The sequence below is a fragment of the Flavobacterium cryophilum genome, from assembly GCF_048286555.1.
GTDB lineage: Bacteria > Bacteroidota > Bacteroidia > Flavobacteriales > Flavobacteriaceae > Flavobacterium.
Window position 1 is genome coordinate 37866 of the sequence record NZ_JBLVPZ010000005.1, and the last position, 12810, is coordinate 50675.

The following is a 12810-nucleotide window of genomic DNA, read 5'->3' on the forward strand; positions in this document are numbered from 1 at the left end:
GCAAAATTGCTAAAAGGTATTGTAATTCATTGAAGCGTTTTACGTTTTATATCTGGGGATTTCATTAAAATTTTGTGCTTGTTTTTCGTCTAACACTAGATCTTTTACAGCCATTACCATTGCTTTATTTGAAGTAAAAAGTTCTCTGTTGAAGTTGATTACCGTTGTAATGTCAATGTCTTCAATAGGTGTGAGTTGTACTTCAGAGTAAAATGTGTTGAGCGCTGAGCTGTATTTGTTTTCTATGGTGTCAAATTGAATCTTCAATTCTTCAAAACCGGTCTTTTTTTCTGTGTTCAAAACCGCATTTAATTTAAGGTAGAGTTCTTGAGTTTCTTTTTTATATTGCAGGAAAAATTGATATTTAATTTCCTTTGAGGAATTGCTGAGGTTTGTAATGTTGCTACCAATGTCTTTTATACTTTTCACCCCGTGCATGGAGCTTCGCACTGACGAAATCAATTGGTTCAGTACTGAATTTTGTTCACTATTTAATTTCATTCTTAATTTTAAATAAAAAGCGTGTAATTCGCCTTGCAACTGTTTTAGGAATTCATATTTTTCTTCGGTAGTTTTTGAATCAAAATTTCTTTTCTCATTGATTTCCTTATAATACATATGTTGGTCAAGTTCATGGGTTTCAATTTTGAATAATTCTAAATTGAAAAGCATCGAGTTGTGAATGAAATATCTGGTCTCTCTTCGAAATAAATCCAAAGCTGTTTCAGGTTCATCGATTGATGCATGGTTTATAAATGCTGCCGTCGAACCATCTGTATTTTTGAAAAAACGTTCCAAAAAAATGGTAAATAAATTCAAAACTGGAAGAAATACTAGTATAGCCATCAAATTAATTAAACTCGAAAAAGCGACCAACCCAATAAGTGGATCTTTGATTTTTAGGATATCGGTCAGTAGTAAAAGAATAGGTCTGAGCAATACAAAAGCAATGGCAGTAATAAAAATATTAATCAATAAATTGCCAAGTGCCACTCGTTTTTTGCAAGCATTTCCGCCGATAGCACTCACTACTATTTTTATGATGGTGCCAGTTTCACTACCCAAAACGATTGCCGCAGCCATGGGAAATTCAATTACTCCAGCGTTGAGCGCGCTCAGGGTAAGTGCCATAGTTACGGAACTCGATTGAACAACCAGCGTAATTATAAAACCAACTATCACAAAAATTATAAGTGGTTTTGATGCATACTGTGAAAAATCAAAATATTGAACCTGAGCTTCCATGGCAGTTTTCATAAACGAAAGACCGATAAACATTAAACTAAATCCCAGAAGAAAATAGGAAACATATTTTATAGTTTTCCGATTTCCGAGAAGGATTAGGAGAAAGCCTCCTACAAAAACTGCCGGATAAGCAATCACTTCTATATTGGTTTTAAAACCAACCGTTGCGACGAGCCAACTTGCAAGCGTAGTTCCCAAATTTGCCCCTAGAATAATGGCCATCGCATTTTTCAGCGTAAAAACTCCTGCACCCACAAATGCCAAAACCATCAACGAAACCATTGAACTACTTTGAAGAATCCCAGTGACTATTGTTCCGCCAGCTACTGCGCCGAGGTTGTTTTTTGTGATTCGTTGTAAAAACAATTTAAAATTTCTTCCCGAAAGATTCTTTAAGGATTCCTCCATAAGATACATGGCGAAAAGAAACAAACCCACGCCAGCAGAAATTTTTAATATTGTATTGAGGGTTTCCATAGTTAAAAAATAGAACTAAAGATACTTATAATTGATCATTTAATCTTTTCGTAACAACATATTTGTAAGCTCAGATTTAAAAAAAGTAAAGACTTTATGATTTTTAGATATAGAACACAACTTTTCTTGGATTAAGCGTTTTTTAACTAACACCCAATAGTTTTTTAGGAAAACTGTTTCTCCAGCCCGCTTAATGATCCAAAATCGAAATATTATCAGCGGTTCTTTCGATATGAATCAAACGATTTGGATTAAATATAATGTTTGGATTACTGATGTAAAAAGAGAGTTTATGAAGATTGTTGGTTAAATAATTGTATAAAAAAACGGTAAACGCATATTTATTAGCAGTTTACCGTTTTTTATTTGTGACCTTGACTGGATTCAAACCAGTAACCTCTTGAGCCGTAATCAAGTGCGCTATTCAGTTGCGCCACAAGGCCTTGATTCGGGTGCAAATATAGGTGTAATTGTGTAATTTGCAAGTCTAAATTTATAAAAAAAATAAAAAATATAACACTTAAGAATTATATACGTGATATTCAGGGATTTCGTAAAGCAGTAATTTTATTTAATGATATATCTCCTTTAGTAATTGACCGCAAAGCAAGGGAATAATGCTTAAATATATTGCTTTCGTTGCTTGCAGATAAAAAAATGGAACGTGTTCAAGAACAATTTGACGAAAGGAATTGAGTATTATCAATGATTATTCACTGTATTGCATGCGGCTAAAAACAATTATTTTGTAAAAATAAGATTACTTTTATTAATACCTCAGGAAAGTATCGCCTGATTTTATTCCCATTGCCAATTCTTCCAGATTAGTGTTTTCGAGCATGAAAGCCAATTCATTTCTGATGGCCTTGAATTTATCGTGAACCGGGCAGGGATGATCTTCAGAGCAGTAACTTAATCCCAGACCGCAACCGGTAAAAACGCGATCTCCATCTAGTGCCGTTACAATTTGGGATAGTTTTATTTGGCTCATAATTTCTTTTGGGATTTCAAATCCGCCGCCAACACCTTTTATAGAACGGATAATACTAGCCTTGGATAATATCTGTAAAATTTTGGCTGTAAAAGCCTCAGGAGAATCTATTTTTTCAGCAATATCTCTAAGCCCAACTCTATTATTTTGATAGGATTCGGATGCTATAAAAATGGTGGCTCGAATTCCGTATTCGCAGGTTTTAGAAAACATAGTTGTTTTTTTACAAATTTATAGAAATACTTGCTATTCCTTTTGAATATTCTTTATTCTTTGAGTTGCCTACTTTTTTAGATCCAAAAAGGATCATCGTCCTTTTCTACAAAAGACGTTTCGGTATGCATTACTTTGATTTTAGCCAATTGGTCTTGAGTGGCTATTTTTTGGATTTCAACAAATAAAATGCGTTCCTCAAAACGAATGTGTGCTTCCAATTCTTCTTCAATGAGACCTAGAGACTTTTCTAGATCGAAAGTTTGCTTGAATAAGCGTTTCAATCTACGATGCTCTGCCAACGCTCGTTTTATAAGTTCATTTTCTGCACCTAAAATGGGAAAGATGTGTTTTTCTTCCAATTCAAAATGCGGTTTCAAATGCGTTTTAAAAAACCAGTCCAAATATTTTTTGATGCGATCAGGTTCAATCTGTTTCGAAAAACCGGTTCGTATTTTCCAACACAATTGTAAAGCATGATGATGATCGTGGCTTAAAGGTTGTAATTCCGGAGCTCTTTTTAATGGTTTACTTGATGTCATAATATATAAATTTAAAACCCGCCAAAACGAATGTAAGAACCAAAAATGAGCATCAATGCACCAATTATTGTAACGGATAGAATATGAAAAGCCATTTCAGGCAACTTGTCTGGATTATTTTTAAGTTTGGGAATTATCCTAAACTGTGCACTCAAGGCGAAGGCTACGGTCAAAAACAATAAAAGTAATTTAGTAGAAATCACTTTCTCAAAAGGAGTGGCAAACTGGAACCAATATTCAATGCTAACGCCATATTTGTACGCCATAAAAATTCCCGTAACGACCAGTAAAACCAAGGCCGTCATTCCCACAGGTTCATACTTCTTTTCGTAATTTAAAATGATGCTCGGGTCTTTCTCTTTCAAGGCTTGTGGCAAATGACCAAAGAGCAACAATAAATGTCCGCCCACCCAAACTGTGGCGCTTAAAAGATGAATAATTAGCAATAAATGATGGTTCATGTAAATTTTATTTGTTTTTAAAGATACGCTTTTGTCAGCAATTTAACCTTAGAATCAACCTCTAAAATATACTTTAATACGTGCAGTGGAAAGATTTTCCTTTTCTAATTCCCTAACAGAATATCCCAGTTTTTCTAACGTTGTCGCTCCATTTACAAAATGCTGGAGGTAATAATTTCCCTCATAGTTGTGCAGCTCTAAATACTGTATCATGGCGTGCATGTGATTCTTATCTATCAAATCTGAATGTACCGTGGTGCGGACTTCAAACGGGAGGTTATTTTCTACTAATAAATGCAGCGATTTTTCAAAAGGCAGAAAAAGATTGGACTGTGTTATCTTTTTAAAATGAGCGGGCATCGCTTTAAAATCCAGCGCCACATAATCAATCAATTGCTTTTCAAGTAACTGTTGTAAAACATCCGGTCGTGAACCATTACTGTCAATTTTTACTAGAAAGCCCAGTTTTTTGACTTCGGTTATGAGTTGAATACTATTTTTGTGCAACAGGCATTCGCCTCCGCTAAAAACCACCGCGTCCAGCAAATTTTTTCTGGAATGAAGAAAAGTAAGCGCTTTTTCGAATGAAATAGTTCCTTTTCCAAGCACGATTTCAGGATTGTAACAATACAAACAACGCATATTACAGCCTGCAAACCAAAGAATGCAAGCCGATTTATGCGCATAATCTAATAAAGTGAAAGGCGTTATGCTGTAAATGGGAGTATTAACATTTTCCTTCACTGAAATGAGTTCGCTGTTTGTGTTCTCCTTTTTTTCCAATGTTGAAACTTTCTACGGGTCTGTGATAGCCCATTACTCTTGTATACACTAAACATTTGGTTCTCAAATGTTGGTTTTGTTCTAAAATCGGGTTGGATTCTGTTTTCATATTTTTTTATGGTTTAAAAAATTAAAATTATTTTTTTGAACCATTAAGAAATTGAGAACATTAAGTGTGATTTGGCTTAATGGAACTTAATTTCTTAATGGTTTTAAAGTTTTATAACTCAACTTTACATCTTGAACTTTTTTCTTCAATGAGAATTTCATCGCATTTCGGGCAATATTCATGTTCACCATTCAAATACCCATGAACCGAGCACACGCTAAACACTGGCGTAACGGTAATGTATGGCAATTTAAAATTGGATATTACTTTCTTTACAAACTGTTTACAGGCTTCCGGAGAACTGATTTTTTCACTCATATATAAGTGTAAAACCGTTCCTCCGGTATATTTACATTGCAATTCGTCTTGTAAAAACAACGCTTCAAAAGGATCTTCGGTGTGATCCACCGGAATCTGGGAACTGTTCGTATAATAAATATTGTCGCCCTGTCCGGCTTGTAAAATGTTTGGGAAACGTTTTTTGTCTTCTTTGGCAAAACGATAGGTGGTGCCTTCGGCCGGTGTGGCTTCCAGATTGTATAAATTTCCGGTTTCTTCCTGGAATTCTTTCATTCGATTCCGAATGTGCTCCAAGATTTCTGATGCAAATTCTATTCCTGACGATGAAGTGATAGCGTCTTGATTTCCAGTAAAATTTGCAATCATTTCGTTCATTCCGTTTACACCAATGGTCGAAAAGTGATTTCTGAAATGTTGCAGATATCGTTTGGTGTACGGATACAAACCTCGGTCGTACATTTCTTGGATAAATACTCGTTTTTTCTCTAAAGTAGATTTAGAAATATATAATAATCGATCTAATTGTTTAAATAATTCGGCTTTATTCCCTTTGAATAAATAACCCAAACGCGCCATATTAATGGTCACTACGCCAATGCTTCCTGTCATTTCAGCACTCCCAAAAAGTCCGTTTCCACGTTTTAATAGTTCTCTTAAATCGAGTTGCAAACGACAGCACATGCTGCGAACGGCATTGGGTTTGTATGCGTTTTCGTTTTCTACTTTATTGCCGTTTTCATCCAAAACATATTGACTTCCAATGAAATTCTGGAAATATGATGAACCGATTTTGGCTGTGTTTTCAAAAAGCAAATCGGTATTTTCTCCATCCCAATCAAATTCTTCAGTGATATTTACCGTCGGAATAGGGAAGGTGAAGGGCTGTCCGTTGGCATCGCCTTCGGTCATTACCGTGTAATACGCTTTGTTGATGAGATTCATTTCTTTTTGAAAATGTTCGTAACGCAATTCGGTTACTTTTGTAACGCCTCTTTCCCTGGCGCGCAATAATAGATCGTAATCAAAATTGTTTTCGAAAAAATGGTAGTCATTTTTCGTCGGAATTTGCGTTTTCAAATCATCGGGAACGACCCAGTCCAAAGTGATATTCGTGAAAGGCGATTGTCCCCAACGCGCAGGAACATTCAAATTGTAGACAAAACTACGAACGGCTTTCAAGACATCCTCAAAAGACAAATCATCTTTGAAAACATAGGGAGCCAAATAGGTGTCAAACGAACTGAAGGCTTGCGCTCCAGCCCATTCGCTTTGCAAAATCCCTAGAAAATTAGCCATTTGTCCCAAAGCTTCTCTAAAATGCGAAGGCGCTTTGCTTTCCACGCGTCCGCGAACGCCATTAAAACCATCGTTGAGTAATACCCGCAGACTCCAACCGGCGCAATATCCGGTCAAGCAATCTAAATCATGAATGTGAATGTCGCCATTGCGATGCGCATAACCCTCCTCTTTTGTATATACTTTGTCGAGCCAATAATTAGCAATAATTTTTCCGGCAACATTATTGACCAATCCAGCATTAGAATAGGAGGTATTGGCATTGGCATTGATGCGCCAATCCGTTTGTTCAATGTATTCTTCGATGGTTTGCGTGCTGTCAACATACGTGGTGTCCTCGTTTATACCATTCACATGTTCGCGTTGCAACTTGCGCGTATGTCTAAACAACATAAAGGAACGCATGACTTCGAAATATTGTTTTTCAAAAAGGTTTTTCTCGATTAAATCCTGAATTTCCTCCACGGCCCAGGTTTCTTTGGATTGTAAATCCTGAATAATTTTTTCGAAAAGAATTTCATCAAATGCTATGGAAACACTCTGAAAGCTTTTTTCAATTACGTCTTTTATTTTGAAAGGTTCAAAAGGTTTGTATTCGCCGTTTCTTTTGATAACATATTTTTCCATAGCATGCGATGATTTTATATTATAGTGGTGGAGTGTGTTTTATTCTTGTTCGGAGAATTTTTTTTCTAAGAGCATAGCGCTTGGAAACAAAATATTATTTTCTAAATGAATGTGTTTGTGTAAATCCTGCTCAAAATCAGCTAGCATGGAGTAAGTCACACGGAAGGTAGTGCAACCATCGGCCGGTGGTGTATAATTATTGGTTAATGCAGCTATTTTAACAAAACGGTCTCCCTCGACTACATGTTCCTCCATCATCATGGCTATCGGATTTTTTACGGTTCCAAATTGTGGTTTCACAATGTTTTCCTCTGTAATGGCTGCTTTTGCCATTTTTTTGATAAAAGGAAACAACATCAATTCTTCTTTTTTCATATGTTGCGCTAATTCGCCTGCACAACCAATAAAGAGTTCATTAATTTCGAATAATTCAGGATGATTTGCGCCATGTACTTTGCACAGTTTGTCTAAAAAAGGAAGTAAAATTCGCGTTTTTTCTTCTACATAACGGTGATGCGTTTTCTCAATATAATCGGCCAGTAGGTCCAAAGGCCAAATTTTGAAATCAATGGCACTATCATTTTTGGTTGCCAAAACCGTGTTTATCTGTTCCATTAATTGCTCCGTGTCAACGTCTTTTTTTTCGCAAGCTTCCTCGATTGTTCGATTTCCTTTGCAGCAAAAATCAATTCCGTATTTTGAAAATATTGCTGCTGTTCTAAAATCTTTTGCAACGTATTCTCCGATTGTTATTTTCTCTAAAGTTTCCATAAGTTCTGTTTTCGATTATAATTTATTTAGGCAAAATTAAGCATTATTTTTAATAAAGGATAATTTTATCCGAAATAAATTTTTAAACATTTATAGTTGATAAAAATTTAATTATCAATGCATTATAACTATTTTTTATTTGTATTTTATCTTTTTAATAGTAACAATAAAAATAGAATTGGAATATGATTTTTATCATGTTTTAGCTTTTTATAAAGTCATTAATTTGCAACAAACAAATAAAGGACATTTTTGTCTTTTATTAGAATTAGAGTAAATTTATTAACAAACAAAAACAAATACTTATGCTTTCAAAATCACAGGCAAGAGCATTTTTTTTAGGAGGAACATTAGTCACCTTTTTAATCTTTATAGGATTGACTATTTATTCGTTCATGCCAAGGAATGATCAAACAAACTACAGTAAGATTACTAAAGAAGTAGTGAGAGGAAAAGAAATTTGGGAGACCAACAATTGTATGGGCTGTCATACTATTATGGGCGAAGGAGGCTATTATGCTCCCGAGTTAACAAAAGTACTGGAGCGTCGCGGCGAAGGATATATCAAAGCGGTTTTGATGTCGCCAATTCCATGGGCACCAAATGGGCGAAAAATGGTAGCTTATAAAATGAATGAAGCGGATGCCAATGCCATGGTTGCCTATTTCCAATGGGTTGGAAAATTAGATTTAAATGGTTTCGACCGAATCGTTTCCCCTTTAGCTAAAGAAAACAATTAAAATTTTTAAAAATGAAATATAAATCACAGAAAGTAGCCTACTGGTTTTTTGCATTGTGCATGCTTTTGTTCTCGCTGCAAATCATTTATGGCTTTATCATGGGCTTTGACCGAATAGGAATTCAAGGTTTACATGAAATTATTCCTTTTAACGTGGCACGAGCGGTGCATACTAATTTGTTAGTGGTATGGTTGTTAACCGGTTTTATGGGTGCGGCGTATTACATTATTCCCGAAGAAGCGCAACGCGAATTAATAAGCGTGAAATGGGCGTATGTTCAACTGATTTCGTTAGCCATTGTGGGCGTTGTTACAATAATTGGCTTTCACTTCAACCATTGGGAAGGAAGAAAATTTCTTGAAATTCCAAGAGAGTTGGACTATTTAGTAGTTGTAAATGTGCTGTTGTTCTTATTCATAATTTTGGGCACACTTTTCAAAGGAAAACGACAAACTACTACGGCTTTGGTACTAACAATGGGATTATTTTTTTCAGCCCTGCTTTACATACCCGGAATGATTTGGTTTGACAGCCAGGTAATGGATTCTTTTTTCCGTTGGTGGGTGGTTCACTTGTGGGTTGAAGGTGTTTGGGAATTAATTATGGGAGGTATTCTTTCGTTCTTATTGATCAAGTTAACTGGAGTGGACAGAGAGGTAATCGAAAAATGGTTGTACGTAATTGTTGGGCTTACTTTTCTTTCCGGAGTTTTGGGAACGGGACATCATTACTACTACATTGGAGTAAATAAAATTTGGTTAATCGTTGGTGGTATTTTCTCTGCATTAGAACCTTTGGCTTTCTTAGCAATGGCATTATTTGCTGTAAACATGTACAGAAAAGGGGAAAAAAGTCATCCGAACAAAATTGCTTTATTCTGGACTATTGGTTCGGCTATCGTTTCTTTTGTGGGTGCGGGATTACTTGGTTTTGCGCATACAATGCCACAAACAAACTTGTATACGCATGGAACTTTAGTAACGGCAATGCACGCTCATTATGCATTCTGGGGCGCTTATGCGATGATTGTTCTTGCGATGATTAGTTATGCTTTACCCAATTTAACGGGACGTAAACGATACGAAAGCGCACAGGGAATGATGGCTTTTTGGTTATCCAATATTGGAATTTTGGGGATGACCGTAGCCTTTGGTGTTGCAGGAGTTGCTCAGGTGTATATGGAGCGAAAAATGAAAATGGATTTCATGGTCGTTCAAAGCGAAATTAGCATCCACTTTGTAGTACTGCTTATTTGTGCCACCATGTTTACTATCGGAATTGGTATGTTTATTTTTGATTTTATCAAATACGGTAGACCTACTGATGAAGCTTTGGAGTCCGACAATCACGGACATAAAGTAGATGGATATAAAATCGATAATCATATAATTGAAAATCTAGCAGGAACAAGTGCGAAAAAAGGAAAAACAGTGATTTAAAACTGAAACCTTTTTGTGTAACAGAATACTTAAAATAAAATTTCCAGAATGCTTTAACTACTGTTTTTTAGAATTGCATTTCCGAAGAAACAACAGTTATCGTGTTCTGGTTTTTTTCTAAAATAAAAAAAATGTTAGCAAATATCCCATATTATCACGCCGTAGGCAAAGAAAAAGAGGTCTTTGAACACGCCTATAAAAACAAAATACCTTTCCTGTTGAAAGGACCAACCGGAACTGGAAAATCCCGTTTTGTCGAGTTCATGGCACATCAATTGGATAAAAAAATTATCACGATTAGTTGTCACGAAGAAACTTCATCTACAGATTTAGTAGGACGATTTATAATTAAAGGTGCCGAAACGGTGTGGCTGGATGGTCCATTAACCACTGCCGTAAAAGAAGGAGCCATCATTTATCTAGATGAAATTGCCGAAGCGCGGCCGGATGTTATTGTAGCCATTCACTCCCTGACGGATCACAGAAGGGAATTATTCATAGACAAATTAGGCGAATCCGTAAAAGCGCACGACGATTTTATGTTGGTTGCTTCCTTTAATCCTGGTTATCAAAGAGGTTTTAAAGAGTTAAAACCATCGACTCGTCAGCGATTTATTGCCGTTTCTTTTGAATATCCGGAAACGAAAATTGAAATTGAAATTTTGGTAAAGGAAACTAATGTTGATCCTGATGTTGCCAAAAAACTGGTAGCCATTGGAAATAAAATCAGAAACCTAACCGAATTGGGGTTGACAGAAACCGTTTCGACCCGACTTTTAGTGGATGCCGCCAAAATTATTCATTCGGGTCTTCCAAAACGATTGTCGGTTCATGTGGCTATTGTGGAACCGTTAACCGATGATTTGCAAACCGTGGAAGCATTGAAGGATTTATGTGATTTGATGATATAATAAAAAGTAATCAGTGGTCATTGCGAGGAACGAAGCAATCACACTCGCATAGATTGCTATTTATATACTGGATAATCTGGATGAGATTGCTTCGTTCCTCGCAATGACAAAAAACTAAGAAAAAATGGGTTTCGAAATAGATGAATATATAGTTGGGAAGTTATTCAGACACTTAAAAAAAAGTAAAAAGATACATCCCGAAATTATTGCAAGAACTGTAACACTTAGTGATATAAAACCTCGATTGACTATTTTGGCTCGCGCTTTGACCGGGAAACCAATCGAAATTTTCCCTGCCGAAAGAGAAGGAGGATATAAAAACAATAATTTTTTTCTTCCTATTTCTTTTTCCAAATTGCCAACGAAAAAAGAGAACCTTACTTTTTATCTTTTTAGAATTTTGTACCTGGGCGTGCAGCAGCGATTGAATTTGAATTGGACTTTTGAAGATAAAGACCAACCTTTGGCACTTTCTCAACGAAAAGCATTTGAAACATCAGAAGCTGTTTTAGCCATTTTGTTTGAAGAATTTTCTATCGATAAAAAGTTTCATACCGAAGCAAAACAGCATTTCATTCAAAAGGAAAATGGAAAAAATACTCCTGATTTTTCTTGGCTGTATGGCAAATGGATGCAAAATGAAATAGAAAAAAACAGCAATACCATTCTCGAAAATTTCTCTGATAAAACCAAAAAAGCGAATGAAAATCAAGCTTTAACGACTTTAAAAACAAAAGCGGTAGAAGAAGTGATTACTGTTGAGGTCGATAAAAAACAACAGGAAGATTATGTCTTGCTGCATAATTTCGAAAAAGTGGAAACTGCCGAAGAATTCAATGGAACCTGGCGTGACTTTGACGGTTCTGACGAATTGGAAGAGCATCAGGAAGCATTGGAAGAGTTGAATATGAAATACACGGTTCGCGTTGATGATACGGTGCATTCCGTTTATCAATCTGATTTTATTGAGAATACTTCCATTTCCGAAAGTGCCGAAATTGATGCCAAAGGATTGCATCTAACGTATAACGAATGGGATTTTAGCAAGCGTATTTACAAGGAGAATTTCTGTAAAGTATATCCGAAATTACAACAGAAAACGGACCCGAATTATTATAAAAAGACCATTACAAAAAATGCTTCGACCTTATTGGGTTTGCGAAAAATGCTGACCAATGTCAATAACAGAATGCAACAGCAAAAACGCCAAGCACAAGGCGACGAATTTGATATTGACGCCATTACGGATTTGTATATTGATGTTCATTCGAAACGTACGCCATCAGAAAATGTATACATTTCAAATCGGAAAAAAGAGAAGGATTTATCGATTCTAATCCTTTTGGATATTAGTCTTTCCAGTGATGGATATGCCGCGGGAAATCGTGTGATTGATGTAGAGAAAGAAGTTTCCATTCTTTTTGGCGAAATCTTAAACGAATTCAATATCGATTTTTCTATTGACAGTTTTTATTCCAAAACGCGAAATTTTTCGACCTATTTAACGGTAAAAGATTTTGATGAAAACTGGAATGTTGCCAAACATAAAATTGGAGCCATTGAACCTAATGGCTATACCAGAATTGGAGCCGCTTTGCGTCATGCCGGAGCACGACTCGATAAAAGAAACACTAAGAATAAATGGGTTATCCTGATATCTGACGGCAAACCCAATGATTATGATAAATACGAAGGAAAGTACGGCATCAAAGATGTGAAACAAGCGCTTCGTGAACTCAATAACAGGAATATTAATTCGTATGCTTTGGCTATTGAAACTCAGGCAAAATATTATCTGCCACAAATGTTCGGGCAAAATCACTATCAAATCTTAACAACACCAGTTGAACTATTGCGATCGTTGGTGCAATTGTACGAAAAAATTAAACATCAAAAATAAATACT

12 protein-coding genes and 1 tRNA gene are annotated in these 12810 nt (G+C 35.8%); 4 read left to right on the forward strand and 9 right to left on the reverse strand.

Translation table 11 applies throughout. The features are described from left to right. Positions 1–39: 39 nt before the first annotated feature. The 9 genes from ACNQGJ_RS09020 to ric form a co-directional block, all read right to left on the reverse strand. Positions 40–1722 carry a Na/Pi cotransporter family protein gene (locus ACNQGJ_RS09020; protein WP_417972526.1) on the reverse strand — a complete coding sequence of 561 codons (1683 nt, stop codon included), beginning with the start codon at positions 1720–1722 and terminating at the stop codon, positions 40–42. Positions 1723–2091: 369 nt separating this feature from the next. Next, positions 2092–2165 (reverse strand) — tRNA-Arg (locus ACNQGJ_RS09025). Between the two features lie 326 nt (positions 2166–2491). Then, positions 2492–2926 (reverse strand): RrF2 family transcriptional regulator, encoded by a 435-nt coding sequence (locus ACNQGJ_RS09030; protein WP_417972525.1) that lies wholly within the window; start codon positions 2924–2926, stop codon positions 2492–2494. Positions 2927–3003: 77 nt separating this feature from the next. Continuing rightward, positions 3004–3468, reverse strand: coding sequence for a hemerythrin domain-containing protein (locus ACNQGJ_RS09035; protein WP_417972524.1), 465 nt, complete (start codon positions 3466–3468; stop codon positions 3004–3006). Between the two features lie 11 nt (positions 3469–3479). Beyond that, positions 3480–3929, reverse strand: a complete 450-nt coding sequence (locus ACNQGJ_RS09040; RefSeq protein ID WP_417972523.1) for a CopD family protein — start codon at positions 3927–3929, stop codon at positions 3480–3482. A 54-nt stretch (positions 3930–3983) separates the two neighbouring features. Beyond that, complete coding sequence (locus tag ACNQGJ_RS09045) at positions 3984–4673, reverse strand: anaerobic ribonucleoside-triphosphate reductase activating protein (protein ID WP_417972522.1); 690 nt, start codon at positions 4671–4673, stop codon at positions 3984–3986. Continuing rightward, positions 4657–4821: an anaerobic ribonucleoside-triphosphate reductase gene (gene nrdD / locus ACNQGJ_RS09050; protein WP_417972521.1), complete on the reverse strand. Its 165-nt coding sequence runs from the start codon at positions 4819–4821 to the stop codon at positions 4657–4659. Before nrdD ends, ACNQGJ_RS09045 begins: the two co-directional genes overlap by 17 nt. Positions 4822–4932: 111 nt before the next feature. After that, a complete protein-coding gene (locus tag ACNQGJ_RS09055) occupies positions 4933–7044 on the reverse strand; it encodes a ribonucleoside triphosphate reductase (protein WP_417972520.1) in 2112 nt (703 codons plus the stop codon). 39 nt (positions 7045–7083) lie between these two features. Further along, positions 7084–7815 (reverse strand): iron-sulfur cluster repair di-iron protein, encoded by a 732-nt coding sequence (ric, locus tag ACNQGJ_RS09060; RefSeq protein WP_417972519.1) that lies wholly within the window; start codon positions 7813–7815, stop codon positions 7084–7086. Between the two features lie 305 nt (positions 7816–8120). On the opposite strand from ric, the gene ACNQGJ_RS09065 reads away from it, so the two are divergent. The 4 genes from ACNQGJ_RS09065 (at position 8121) to ACNQGJ_RS09080 (ending at position 12805) form a co-directional block, all read left to right on the forward strand. Further along, complete coding sequence (locus ACNQGJ_RS09065; protein WP_417972518.1) at positions 8121–8555, forward strand: c-type cytochrome; 435 nt, start codon at positions 8121–8123, stop codon at positions 8553–8555. Between the two features lie 11 nt (positions 8556–8566). Further along, entirely contained in the window at positions 8567–9994 is a 1428-nt protein-coding gene (locus ACNQGJ_RS09070; RefSeq protein ID WP_417972517.1) for a cbb3-type cytochrome c oxidase subunit I, read from the forward strand. Between the two features lie 131 nt (positions 9995–10125). Next, positions 10126–10905 (forward strand): CbbQ/NirQ/NorQ/GpvN family protein, encoded by a 780-nt coding sequence (locus tag ACNQGJ_RS09075; RefSeq protein WP_417972516.1) that lies wholly within the window; start codon positions 10126–10128, stop codon positions 10903–10905. A gap of 124 nt (positions 10906–11029) precedes the next feature. Continuing rightward, positions 11030–12805, forward strand: coding sequence for a nitric oxide reductase activation protein NorD (locus tag ACNQGJ_RS09080; protein ID WP_417972515.1), 1776 nt, complete (start codon positions 11030–11032; stop codon positions 12803–12805). Positions 12806–12810 lie beyond the last annotated feature (5 nt).

What these genes read in the sequence shown, in the direction of transcription:
- ric (WP_417972519.1), bottom strand. Translation starts at nt 7,815, where the DNA reads ATGGAAACTTTAGAGAAAATAACAATCGGAGAATACGTTGCAAAAGAT.
- nrdD (WP_417972521.1), bottom strand. Translation starts at nt 4,821, where the DNA reads ATGAAAACAGAATCCAACCCGATTTTAGAACAAAACCAACATTTGAGA.
- ACNQGJ_RS09040 (WP_417972523.1), bottom strand. Translation starts at nt 3,929, where the DNA reads ATGAACCATCATTTATTGCTAATTATTCATCTTTTAAGCGCCACAGTT.
- ACNQGJ_RS09075 (WP_417972516.1), top strand. Translation starts at nt 10,126, where the DNA reads ATGTTAGCAAATATCCCATATTATCACGCCGTAGGCAAAGAAAAAGAG.
- ACNQGJ_RS09065 (WP_417972518.1), top strand. Translation starts at nt 8,121, where the DNA reads ATGCTTTCAAAATCACAGGCAAGAGCATTTTTTTTAGGAGGAACATTA.
- ACNQGJ_RS09070 (WP_417972517.1), top strand. Translation starts at nt 8,567, where the DNA reads ATGAAATATAAATCACAGAAAGTAGCCTACTGGTTTTTTGCATTGTGC.
- ACNQGJ_RS09020 (WP_417972526.1), bottom strand. Translation starts at nt 1,722, where the DNA reads ATGGAAACCCTCAATACAATATTAAAAATTTCTGCTGGCGTGGGTTTG.
- ACNQGJ_RS09035 (WP_417972524.1), bottom strand. Translation starts at nt 3,468, where the DNA reads ATGACATCAAGTAAACCATTAAAAAGAGCTCCGGAATTACAACCTTTA.
- ACNQGJ_RS09055 (WP_417972520.1), bottom strand. Translation starts at nt 7,044, where the DNA reads ATGGAAAAATATGTTATCAAAAGAAACGGCGAATACAAACCTTTTGAA.
- ACNQGJ_RS09080 (WP_417972515.1), top strand. Translation starts at nt 11,030, where the DNA reads ATGGGTTTCGAAATAGATGAATATATAGTTGGGAAGTTATTCAGACAC.
- ACNQGJ_RS09030 (WP_417972525.1), bottom strand. Translation starts at nt 2,926, where the DNA reads ATGTTTTCTAAAACCTGCGAATACGGAATTCGAGCCACCATTTTTATA.